This is a genomic window from Herbaspirillum sp. B65 (assembly GCF_000333555.1).
GTDB classification, from domain to species: domain Bacteria; phylum Pseudomonadota; class Gammaproteobacteria; order Burkholderiales; family Burkholderiaceae_D; genus Herbaspirillum; species Herbaspirillum rubrisubalbicans.
Genome location: NZ_BADI01000484.1, coordinates 1 through 11,255, shown reverse-complemented (window position 1 = coordinate 11,255; position 11,255 = coordinate 1). Strand labels below are relative to the sequence as shown.

12 protein-coding genes are annotated in these 11,255 nt (G+C 63.0%); 8 read left to right on the top strand and 4 right to left on the bottom strand.

Annotation, left to right across the window (positions count from 1 at the left end):
- The 3 genes from I5W_RS11755 to wrbA all read right to left on the bottom strand — a co-directional run.
- Positions 1 to 738 (bottom strand): FAD-binding oxidoreductase (locus tag I5W_RS11755; protein ID WP_044529363.1); only part of this gene is annotated, 738 nt, incomplete at its 3' end.
- A 61-nt stretch (positions 739 to 799) separates the two neighbouring features.
- Positions 800 to 1,192, bottom strand: coding sequence for a DUF2069 domain-containing protein (locus I5W_RS11750; protein WP_017452974.1), 393 nt, complete (start codon positions 1,190 to 1,192; stop codon positions 800 to 802).
- Complete coding sequence (wrbA, locus tag I5W_RS11745) at positions 1,189 to 1,824, bottom strand: NAD(P)H:quinone oxidoreductase (protein WP_044529362.1); 636 nt, start codon at positions 1,822 to 1,824, stop codon at positions 1,189 to 1,191. Before wrbA ends, I5W_RS11750 begins: the two co-directional genes overlap by 4 nt.
- Positions 1,825 to 2,178: 354 nt before the next feature.
- On the opposite strand from wrbA, the gene I5W_RS11740 reads away from it, so the two are divergent.
- Entirely contained in the window at positions 2,179 to 3,564 is a 1,386-nt protein-coding gene (locus I5W_RS11740; protein WP_044529361.1) for a YihY family inner membrane protein, read from the top strand.
- Between the two features lie 61 nt (positions 3,565 to 3,625).
- On the opposite strand, the gene I5W_RS11735 is transcribed toward I5W_RS11740, so the two are convergent.
- Positions 3,626 to 3,946 carry a DUF962 domain-containing protein gene (locus tag I5W_RS11735; protein WP_044529360.1) on the bottom strand — a complete coding sequence of 107 codons (321 nt, stop codon included), beginning with the start codon at positions 3,944 to 3,946 and terminating at the stop codon, positions 3,626 to 3,628.
- A gap of 295 nt (positions 3,947 to 4,241) precedes the next feature.
- Here I5W_RS11735 and I5W_RS11730 point away from each other — a divergent pair, with 295 nt between their 5' ends.
- The 7 genes from I5W_RS11730 to leuD all read left to right on the top strand — a co-directional run.
- The gene (locus I5W_RS11730; protein ID WP_017452971.1) at positions 4,242 to 4,703 is read left to right on the top strand and encodes a CBS domain-containing protein; all 462 of its coding nucleotides are present in this window, start codon (positions 4,242 to 4,244) and stop codon (positions 4,701 to 4,703) included.
- A 184-nt stretch (positions 4,704 to 4,887) separates the two neighbouring features.
- Positions 4,888 to 6,777 carry an MFS transporter gene (locus I5W_RS11725; protein ID WP_017452970.1) on the top strand — a complete coding sequence of 630 codons (1,890 nt, stop codon included), beginning with the start codon at positions 4,888 to 4,890 and terminating at the stop codon, positions 6,775 to 6,777.
- Between the two features lie 85 nt (positions 6,778 to 6,862).
- Positions 6,863 to 7,951: a chorismate synthase gene (gene aroC / locus I5W_RS11720; protein ID WP_017452969.1), complete on the top strand. Its 1,089-nt coding sequence runs from the start codon at positions 6,863 to 6,865 to the stop codon at positions 7,949 to 7,951.
- Between the two features lie 176 nt (positions 7,952 to 8,127).
- Positions 8,128 to 8,949 carry a M48 family metallopeptidase gene (locus I5W_RS11715; RefSeq protein WP_026052130.1) on the top strand — a complete coding sequence of 274 codons (822 nt, stop codon included), beginning with the start codon at positions 8,128 to 8,130 and terminating at the stop codon, positions 8,947 to 8,949.
- Positions 8,950 to 9,184: 235 nt separating this feature from the next.
- Complete coding sequence (gene leuC, locus I5W_RS11710) at positions 9,185 to 10,585, top strand: 3-isopropylmalate dehydratase large subunit (protein ID WP_044529359.1); 1,401 nt, start codon at positions 9,185 to 9,187, stop codon at positions 10,583 to 10,585.
- A 36-nt stretch (positions 10,586 to 10,621) separates the two neighbouring features.
- Entirely contained in the window at positions 10,622 to 10,753 is a 132-nt protein-coding gene (locus I5W_RS11705; RefSeq protein ID WP_008330868.1) for an entericidin A/B family lipoprotein, read from the top strand.
- A 110-nt stretch (positions 10,754 to 10,863) separates the two neighbouring features.
- A partial coding sequence (gene leuD / locus I5W_RS11700) for a 3-isopropylmalate dehydratase small subunit (protein ID WP_044529358.1) occupies positions 10,864 to 11,255 on the top strand: 392 nt, incomplete at its 3' end.

The window sequence follows — 11,255 nt, the reverse complement described above, 5'->3', positions numbered from 1 at the left end:
TCGCCCGCATTGCGCTTGCGCCAGTTGCAGCAGTGCCAGCGCCTGGGCCGGTGCGGGCAGGGCCACCATTGCGGTGAGCTGGGCCTGTGGTGGCGGGAAGAGCTTCAAGACTGCGGCGGTGATGATACCCAGCGTGCCCTCGGCACCGATGAACAGATCGCGCAGGTCGTAACCGGTATTGTCCTTGCGCAAGCCCTTCAGGCTGCTCATGACTTCACCTTGGGCCGTCACCACTTCCAGCCCCAGGCACAGTTCCCGGGTATTGCCATAGCGCAGCACGCCAGTCCCACCGGCATTGGTGGAGAGATTGCCGCCGATGGTGCAACTGCCTTCGGCCGCCAGCGACAGCGGGAACAGGCGCTGTACCGCAGCGGCCTGCTCCTGTAGCTGTTGCAGGATGCAGCCGGCTTCCACCGTCATCGTATTGTTGATCGGATCGACCGCGCGCACGCGGTTCAGGCGGCGCAGCGACAGCACCACGGCATTGCCCTGCTGGTCGGGCACGCTGCCCAGCACCAGGCCGGTATTGCCCCCTTGCGGCACCAGCGGTACCGCGTACTGCGCGCACAGCTTGACGATGGCGGCCACCTCGGCGGTATTGGCCGGCCGCAGCACGGCCAGTGCGCGGCCGGTGAAGCGGCCGCGCTGGTCGGTCAGGTAGCCGGCGGTGTCGGCGGCATCGGTGAGGACATGGGCGGCGCCGATGGCGGCACGGCAGGCAGCGAGGAAATCGGTCATGGAAGAGGGCAAAGAGGGAGCGCGCCACCTGGGGCAGCGCGCCGTGATCGGGGCAGAGCGCTTACTGGGAAGCCTTCTGGATCGCCTGGCGGGCGATTTCCTTGGCGGCTTTCTTGAACGGATGCAGATAGGCCAGCGCGCAGACGAAGTACAGCGTGGTCAGCGCCACTTCCACCCAGGCCAGCATGACCGAGGTGCGGGCGGTATCACTGGTGGCGCGCACCAGGCCTTCGGCCAGGTAGACCAGGATCAGCATGGAAGACCATTGCAGGGTGTAGACGTCGCGTTTCAATACGCCGCGCAAGGGCAGCAGCAGCGGCAGCACCTTCAACACCATCCACGAGCCGCCCGGACGCAAGGGCGCCAGCATCAGTTCCCACGCCAGGCACAGCAGGATCAAGGCCACCAGGCTGGAACTGGCCCCCAGGTGGAAGTAACGCGCGCTGTTGTTCATGATGGTCTCCGTAGTTTGATCGCGTTTTCTGCCAGCCGTTTGCCTAGCGCGATGGCCAGGGTACGCGAGTCGTCCGACAGCGGCTGGTTGCCGTTGACGCCCGCCCAGTGGCTGGCGCCGTAGGGGGTGCCGCCGCTGGCCGTGTTCATCAGTTCAGGATACGAATAGGGCAGGCCCAGCAGCAACATGCCGTGGTGCAGCAGCGGCAGCATCATGCTCAAGAGCGTCGATTCCTGGCCGCCATGCAGGCTGCCGGTGGAGGTGAAGACGCAGGCCGGCTTGCCGGCCAGGGCGCCGGAGAGCCATTGCGGCGACGTGCCGTCCCAGAAATACTTCATGGCCGCGGCCATGTTGCCAAAGCGGGTGGGCGAGCCCAGCGCCAGGCCGGCGCAGTCTTGGAGGTCGCTGGCTTCCACGTAGGGCGCGCCGGAGCCGGGTACCTCCGGCTCCACCGCCTCGGTCACGGTCGAGACCGCCGGCACGGTGCGCAGGCGGGCATCGCAGCCAGGCACGCTTTCCACGCCCTGGGCGATCAGCTCGGCCAGCTTGCGGGTGGCGCCATGGCGCGAATAGTAGAGCACCAGGATGGTGGCGTTGGCAGAAACGTTCACGGCAGTCGAAGAGGTAGTCATGTGACTTATTATATTTCCGTTTTTTTGCAGCCAGACATCAGGAAAAGACTGGGGATACGCCTTTTTCTTCGCCTGCCTCAAGGGGAAGCAGAAACATTTCGCTTCATCCCGGATTTTGCGGTATGTTGCCGGCAGCTTGGGTGATAATGGTCAACTAAGCACTAGATAAGCACTAGATAAGCACTAGATAAGTACTAGATAAGCAGTAGATGAGGGGTAGATGGCGGGTAGATTAGCGGCCAAGCACCAGTGAGCTTGTCATCCGCGCTCTGCCGGCAAGGAACCTTAGTCTGACTCTGCAGTCTTGCTGGGTTGTTTCCTACAATGAAGTCCAGAAGTCGAGAAGTCCAACGGATGTCCTCTTTGCGTGTTTCCCTGTCCCGTATGCGTGGTCTGACCCGTCAGCAGTTGAGCGACCTGTTGCGCTTCGCCGGCCGGCGTCTGCGCGAAGACCGCCTGCCGCAAGTGGCCGGCAGCTTGACCTTTACCACCATCCTGTCGCTGGTGCCGATGCTGACCATCGCGCTGGCGCTGTTTACCGCCTTTCCGCTGTTCTCGACCTTCCGCGCCTCGCTGGAAGCCTATTTCGTCGATAACCTCATGCCCAAGGGGGTAGCCAATACCATCCTCGGCTACCTCAATCAGTTCGCCGCCAAGTCGGCGCGCATCTCGGCCGTGGGCGGGGTGCTGCTGATCCTGACCTCGGTGTTGACCATGTCCACCATCGAGAGCGTGTTCAACCAGATCTGGCGCGTCAAGAAGTCGCGCCCGCTGGTGCAGCGGGTGTTGGTGTACTGGGCCATCATCACGCTGGGGCCGCTGTTGATCGGGGTGTCCATCAGCGTGACTTCGTATCTGTCCACCGCCACCGGAGGCGCCGTCAAGAGCCTGCCGTGGCTGGGGGCGAGCTTCTATACGCTGGTCTCGCTGATGTTCTCGACCCTGGCCTACACGCTGCTCTACAGCACCGTGCCCAACCAGACCGTGGACTGGCGCGATGCCGCAGCCGGCGGCCTGCTGGCCGGCATCGGCCTGGAAATCGCCAAGCGTCTCTTTGCCGCCTATATCCTCAAGTTCCCGACCTACACCATGGTCTATGGCACGGTGGCGGTGCTGCCGATCTTCCTGGTGTGGATCTACATGATGTGGATGGTCACGCTCTTTGGCGCCCTGTTGACCGCCGCCCTGCCGGTGGTGCGCTACGAGCGCTGGTGGCACGTGCCTTCGCCGGGGGCGGAGTTCATCGATGCGGTCAAGGTCTTGAAATGCCTGCACGCGGCGCGGGTCGGGGTGGACTCGGCCGTGGTCAGCATGGAAGAAGTGCGCCGCGCCACCAAGCTGGGCCTGGGCGAGTTGCAGCAATTGCTGGCCAGGATGAGCGAGGAGGGCTGGGTGGCCTCGGTCAAGCCCGATACCCGCGCCCGCAGCGGCTGGAACCGGCGCATCACCGACGACATGGATCGCTGGACGCTGGCGGCCAATCCCGGCACGATCCAGCTGGCGCGGGTCTATCGCCTGTTCGTGTTCGACCCGGCCGTGCTGGCCCAGGCCGGCGAGGAAGAAACCCTGGTGACGCGGGTGGAGGAGGCCATCAATGCGGTGCTGGCGCAATCGCTGGAAGAGTATTGCCAGGGCGGCCGCGCCGCTGATCAGGCGGTGCAGGAAGCGGCCGCAGCAGTGACCGCCATGCCCTATGCCGCCGTGCCGCTGGAGCAGCGGCGCCGCATGTGGGAGCGTTGAAGCGCAAGCCAGGCGCAGGGTGGGGTGGCTAGGGCAGTTTTAGACGGGATATGAACAATTCTTAGAAAGACACCTGTCCCGTGAGCATTTGCCAGTACATCACCCAATCGCCCATGAAGGAATAGAGCGGATGGCGGAAGGTGGCTGGCTGGTTCTTCTCCACCATGAAATGTCCGACCCAGGCCAAGCCGTAGCCACACAACAGCGCCACCGCCAGCCACCACCACTGGCGCGTGAGCAGCAGCAACAACAGGCTAAACAGGGCCAGCGTCGATCCCAGGAAGTGCAGTTGCCGGTTGACCCGGTGCGTATGCTCGCTGAGATAGCTCGGATAGAACTCGCTGAAGCTGGCGTAATGGCGGTCGGGCAGGGTGGCAGACATGGGCTTCTCCTGATTCTCCTGGGGATCCAGACTCTTCCAGCTTAGTCAGCCAGGCCGCTATATGCAATCCTTATGCTGAAGCAAGCTTCACATGACTGGCGGCAATACTGCATAGCAATGCGTTTGGCGGTTGCCCAAAGGGCGCGCTTGCCCGTACCATGTGCCTTGCATCCCGGCATGGGGGGCGGTACCAGCGGCCCTGCACAGGATCGGTTAAGCTATGGCCCCCATGAATTGGATTTTCCCGGCGTCATCGCCTACAGTCAAAACAGCTTCATACAACTAGGACGACATCATGAAAGTCTCTGAAATCCTCAAGGTCAAAGGCAACATCCTCTTCACCGTCACGCCCGACACCCCGATTCAGGAGGCGGTGAACGCCATGGCCGAGAAAGACATCGGCTCGCTGGTGGTGATGGAATATGGCGACCTGGTCGGTATGCTGACCTTCCGCGAAGTGCTGCTGACGCTGCACCAGAACGGCGGTGCCCTGGGCGGCTCGACCGTGCGCAAGCACATGAACGATGCCCCCATCACGGTCACGCCCGACACCGACCTGAACGAAGTGCGCCGCATCATGCTGGAAAAGCACGCGCGCTACGTGCCGGTGATGGAAGCGCGCACCCTGCTGGGCGTGATGTCCTTCTATGACGTGGCCAAGGCCGTGCTGGATGCGCAAGGCTTCGAGAACAAGATGCTCAAGGCCTACATCCGCGACTGGCCGGCCGAGGAAGAAGAGCGCGAAGGCAATCGCTGAATCCGGCCCATGTCCTTGCCAGCGGCGTGCGCCCGGCTGTGACGGGCGGCGCCGCCATGACCGTTCCTGCTGGAGCGGTTTTTTATTGCCCGATGGTGTCGTTGTCATTGAACTCCAGCCTGCGTAGGCTGCGCTACTTCCTGCCCTCCCTCTTCCGACTTCCTGCCGACCTGATTGCCTCCTCATGCAAAAGAAAAGCCAGTTCACGCTCTTTGCCCAACGACGGTTTGCCCCCTTCTTCTGGACCCAGTTCCTGGGCGCGCTCAACGACAACGTCTTCAAGACCGCGCTGCTGACCATCCTCACCTATGACGCGCTGTCCTGGACCGACATGGACCCGGGCTTGCTCAATAACCTGATTCCGGGTTTGTTCATCCTGCCGTTCTTCCTGTTCTCGGCCACCTCCGGTCAACTGGCCGACAAGCTGGAAAAGGGCCGCATGGCGCGCGCCGTGAAACTGCTGGAAATCGTCATCATGGCCATCGCCGCCTATGGCTGGATGACCCATCACCTGTGGCTGCTCATTGCCGCCGTCATCGGCATGGGCATCCACTCCACCCTGTTCGGGCCGGTGAAATATGCCTACCTGCCGCAGCAGTTGCGCCAGGATGAACTGGTGGGCGGCAATGGCTTGATCGAGATGGGCACCTTCGTCGGCATCCTGCTGGGGGAAATCCTGGGTGCGGTGCTGGTGGTGCACAAGCCCTGGGGGCTGCACCTGGTGGCCGGCGTGACCATCGGCATTGCCGTGCTGGGCTGGCTGGCCAGCCTGCGCATTCCGCTCTCGCCGGCACCGGTGCCGGAGCTGAAGGTGAATTGGAATCCCTTCACCGAGACCGTGCGCAACATCGGCTTTTCGCGCCGCAACCGGCCGGTGTTCCTATCGCTGTTGGGCAATTCCTGGTTCTGGTTCTATGGCGCCATCATGCTGGCGCAGTTTCCGGTCTATGCGAAGAACTACCTGCATGGCGACCATGGCGTGTTCGTGCTGCTGCTGGCGGTGTTCTCGGTCGGCATCGGGGCCGGCTCGCTGTTGTGCGAGCGATTGTCCGGCCACAAGGTGGAAATCGGGCTGGTGCCGTTTGGCTCGATTGGCTTGTCGGTGTTCGGGCTGGAGCTGTACTTCGCCAGCCAAGCCTATGTGACGCCGGCGGCCATGCTGGATGTGGCCGGCTTCCTGGCGCAGGGCGGTAGCTGGCGCATCCTGGCCGATTGCCTGGGCATTGGCCTGTTCGGCGGGCTCTACATCGTGCCGCTGTTCGCGCTCATCCAGACGCGCTGCGACCCGGCCCACGTCTCGCGCACCATTGCCGGGATGAACATCATGAATGCCCTGTTCATGGTGGTCTCGGCGCTGGTGGCGATGGTGCTGTTGAAGGCGGGGCTCACCATTCCGCAGATCTTCCTGGCCACTGCCATCATGAATGGCGTGGTGGCGGTCTACATCTTCTCGCTGGTGCCGGAATTCCTGATCCGCTTCCTGGCCTGGATCCTGATCCATACCTTCTACCGCGTGCGCATCGTCAATGGCCAAGCCATTCCCGACCAGGGGCCGGCGGTCTTGGTATGCAATCACGTGAGCTATGTCGATGCCATCGCCATCATGGCCGCCAGCCCGCGTCCGGTGCGCTTCGTGATGGATTACCAGATCTTCAAGATTCCGGTGATGTCGTGGCTGTTCCGCAATGTGCGGGCCATTCCGATCGCCCCGGTCAAGGCCGACCCGTGGCTGACCGAAAAGGCCTTCGTCGATATCGCCCAGGCCTTGCATGAAGGCGAGCTGGTGTGCATCTTCCCCGAGGGCAAACTGACCCGCGATGGCGAGTTGAATCCCTTCAAGGGCGGCGTGCAAAAGATCATCGACCGCACCCCGGTGCCGGTGTTGCCGCTGGCTTTGCGCGGCTTGTGGGGCAGCCTGTTCTCGCGCGACCCCAGCAATCCCGTCACCCGTACCTTCAAGCGCGGACTGTTCTCGCGCCTGGAACTGGTGGCCGGCGAGCCGATTGCAGCCGACCAGGTCAGCCCCGAGCTGCTGCAGGAAAAGGTGCGCGAACTGCGCGGGGACTGGAAGTAAGGGCGGACGGGCCAGTGGCCCGGCTCGCCGACACCCGGCCGGGCTGGTAGAATCGCGGTTTACCCTTTTTTGCGCGAATTCCACCATGTCCGGCAATACTCTCGGCACGCTCTTCACCGTCACCACCTTTGGCGAATCCCACGGCCCGGCCATCGGCTGCGTGATCGACGGCTGCCCCCCGGGCATGACGCTGTCGGAAGCCGACATCCAACCGGAACTGGATCGCCGCCGCCCCGGCACCTCGCGCCACGTGACCCAGCGCCAGGAGCCGGACACCGTGGAGATTCTCTCCGGCGTCTATGAAGGCAAGACCACCGGCACCCCGATTGCACTGCTGATCCGCAACCAGGACCAGCGCAGCAAGGACTACGGCAACATCCTGGAGACCTTCCGTCCCGGCCACGCCGACTACACCTACTGGCACAAGTACGGCATCCGCGACCCGCGCGGCGGTGGCCGCTCCTCGGCGCGCCTGACCGCGCCGGTGGTGGGGGCGGCCGCCATCGCCAAGAAGTGGCTGTTCGAGAAGTACGGCACCACCTTCAAGGGCTGCATGAGCCAGCTGGGCGAGATCGCCATTCCCTTCGAATCCTGGGAACACGTGCCCAACAACCCCTTCTTTGCGGCCAACGCCAGCCTCATCGAGCGCCTGGAAGAGTACATGGATGCCCTGCGCAAGGACGGCGACTCCATCGGCGCGCGCATCGACGTGGTGGCGCAGAACGTGCCGGTCGGCCTGGGCGAGCCGCTGTACGACAAGCTCGATGCCGAGATCGCATTTGCACTCATGGGCATCAACGCCGTCAAGGGCGTGGAAATCGGCGCCGGCTTCCGCGCGGTGGCGCAGAAGGGTTCCGAACACGGCGATGCGCTGACCCCGCAAGGCTTCGTGGGCAACAATGCCGGCGGCATCCTGGGCGGCATCTCGACCGGGCAGGACATCACGGCCTCCATCGCCATCAAGCCGACCTCCAGCATCCGTACCCCGCGCCCGTCCATCGACAAGAATGGCCAGCCGATCTCGGTGGAAACCTTCGGCCGCCACGACCCCTGCGTGGGCATCCGTGCCACCCCGATTGCCGAAGCCATGCTGGCGCTGGTGCTGATGGACCATGCCTTGCGCCATCGGGCGCAGTGCGGCGACGTCAAGGTGGATACGCCGGCGCTGCGCTAAAGAAGTCGGCCCACCGTTGCTGGCAAGCCGGTCATCGCACATGCGGTCGCCGGTTTTTTCTTATGTGAAACATTTTTCATCCGGCCAAGTCGAAGCGCTCACGGCTAGCCCGCGACCGCCATGAGCGTGGGCAGACCGACCCCGGGATCAAGATCAATTATTCAATGGAGGCGGGCATGAAGCTCAACCCTATCATCAAGAACAGCCTGTTGGCCGTAGCTCTGCTGGGCGTGGTGGCCTGCGAAACGGTACAGACCACGCAAGGCGGTGCCGTGGGCATCGACCGCAAGCAGCAGATGCTGGTGTCTTCTGCGGAAATGGAAGCGGCATCCAGCAAGGAATACGCCCAGGTACTGGCCGAGGCGCGCAGCAAGGGACAACTCAATCGCAACACCGCCCAGGTGCAGCGGGTGCGCGCCATTGCCAACCGCCTCATCCCGCAGACCGGCGTGTTCCGGCCGGATGCGCTGAAGTGGAACTGGGAGGTCAATGTATTGAGTTCCGATGAAACCAATGCCTGGTGTATGCCGGGCGGCAAGATCGCGGTCTATACCGGCTTGATCGACAAGCTCAAGATCACCGACGATGAACTGGCCGCCGTGATGGGCCATGAAATCGCCCATGCCCTGCGCGAACACGCTCGCGAGCGCGCCTCGCAGCAGGTGGTGGCCAATTCAGCCATCTCGATTGGCGCCGCCTTGCTGGGCCTGGGCGATGTGGGCAAGCAGGGCGGTCAATATCTGTACATGGGCTTGATGGGCTTGCCCAATTCGCGTGCCAATGAGACCGAAGCCGACCGCATCGGCGTGGAACTGGCCGCGCGCGGTGGCTACGACCCCAAGGCGGCCGTGACGCTCTGGCAGAAGATGGCCAGCCTGGGCGGCGATGAACCCATGAAGTTCATGTCCACCCACCCCTCCAGCAGTGAGCGCATCGCCGACCTGACGGTCTATGCCCAGCGCGTCGAGCCGCTGTACCAGCAGACGCGCAAGCGTTGATCTGCGGTTGCCCCTGAAGGGGGTTCGATCCGGCATGGGCTCCAGTGATGGGGAAATGCCGGATTTTTCATGCGCGCCGCAACTCCTGCGCTTTTTCTGCTGCCTTGCAGCATTTCTATCTGTTGTTGCGATGCGGTGGAAAACGCGGCAGGAAGCGCAGGGATGTCGCTTTATGGCATAATCAAATGCTATTTTTCCCGACCAGCATCCCTTTTCTGTTCTGCAGGACCGCAACATGCTCAAGACGCTCTACGACAAACTCTGGGAGTCGCACGTCGTTCATACGGAAGATGACGGTACCGCCATCCTGTATATCGACCGCCACCTGCTCCATGAAGTGACCAGCCCGCAAGCCTTCGAAGGCCTCAAGCTAGCCGGTCGCCAACCCTGGCGCAATTCGGCCAACCTGATGGTGGCGGACCACAACGTCCCCACCACCGACCGCGCCCAAGGCATCGCCGACCCCATTTCGCGCCTGCAAGTGGAAACGCTGGACGGTAACGCAAAAGAATTCAGCCTGACGTACTTCGGCATGAACGACAAGCGTCAAGGCATCGTGCACGTGATCGGCCCCGAACAGGGCGCCACGCTGCCGGGCATGACGGTGGTCTGCGGTGATTCGCACACCTCCACCCACGGCGCGTTTGCCGCGCTGGCCCATGGCATCGGCACCTCCGAAGTCGAACACGTGCTGGCCACGCAGACCCTGCTGGCGCGCAAGTCCAAGGCCATGCTGGTGCAGGTCGACGGTGCGCTGCCGGCTGGCGTCACCGCCAAGGACATCGTGCTGGCCGTGATCGGCAAGATCGGTACCGCAGGCGGTACCGGTTACGCCATCGAATTCGCTGGCTCGACCATCCGTTCGCTGTCCATGGAAGGCCGCATGACGGTCTGCAACATGGCCATCGAAGCGGGCGCCCGCGCCGGCATGGTGGCCTTCGACGAGACCACCCTGGAATACCTGAAGGGTCGTCCCTTCTCGCCCTCCGGCCCGCACTGGGAGCGCGCCGTGTCCTACTGGCGCACGCTGCATTCGGACCCGGGTGCCAAGTTCGACCTGGTCGTGACCCTGAACGCCGCCGAGATCAAGCCGCAAGTCACCTGGGGCACTTCGCCCGAGATGGTGGTGGCCGTCGACGCCCGTGTGCCGGACCCCGACAAGGAAAAGGATCCGACCAAGCGCGACGGCATGGAAAAGGCCCTGGCCTACATGGCCCTGAAGCCCAACACCCCGATCGAAGACATCCGCATCGACAAGGTCTTCATCGGTTCCTGTACCAATTCGCGCATCGAAGACCTGCGCGAAGCCGCCAAGGTGGTGCGCGGCAAGTTCCGCGCCTCCAATGTCAAGCTGGCGATGGTGGTGCCGGGCTCGGGCCTGGTCAAGGAACAGGCTGAACGCGAAGGCCTGGACAAGATCTTCCGCGACGCCGGCTTCGAATGGCGTGAACCGGGCTGCTCCATGTGCCTGGCCATGAATGCCGACCGCCTGGAACCGGGCGAGCGCTGCGCCTCGACCTCGAACCGCAACTTCGAAGGTCGCCAGGGCGCCGGTGGTCGTACCCACCTGGTGAGCCCGGCCATGGCGGCGGCGGCGGGCATTGCCGGTCACTTCGTGGACGTGCGCTCGCTGTAAGCGCGGGCTTGTGAATCTTTTCGAGAGAATACAACCATGAAAAAAATCTCCGCTCTGGTTCTGCTGGCCGTCACCCTGGGTGCGCTGGCTGGTTGCAATACCGTCAATGGTTTCGGCAAGGATGTCGAAAAGGTCGGCGAGAAGATGCAGGACGCCAGCAAGAAATAAGCAGGAATAAGTGCAACAGGCTGCGGCCAGCGTGCCGCAGCTTCAGTTTTTGAACAGGAAACAGGAAGGGTAGGGCAGAGCAATCGCCCCACCGACCCAAGGTCAAGCTCATGAATAAATTTATCGTGCATGAAGGACTGGTGGCGCCGCTGGATCGCGCCAACGTCGATACCGATGCGATCATCCCCAAGCAGTTCCTGAAGTCGATCAAGCGCAGCGGCTTCGGCCCCAACCTGTTTGACGAATGGCGCTACCTGGATCATGGCGAGCCGGGCATGGACAATTCCAAGCGCCCGCTGAACCCGGATTTCGTGCTCAACCAGGAGCGCTATCAGGGTTCGTCGATTCTGCTGTCGCGCAAGAACTTCGGCTGCGGCTCCTCCCGCGAGCACGCACCGTGGGCGCTGGACCAGTATGGTTTTCGCGCCGTGATCGCGCCCAGCTTTGCCGACATCTTCATCGACAACTGCTACAAGAATGGTCTGCTGCCCATCGTCCTGAC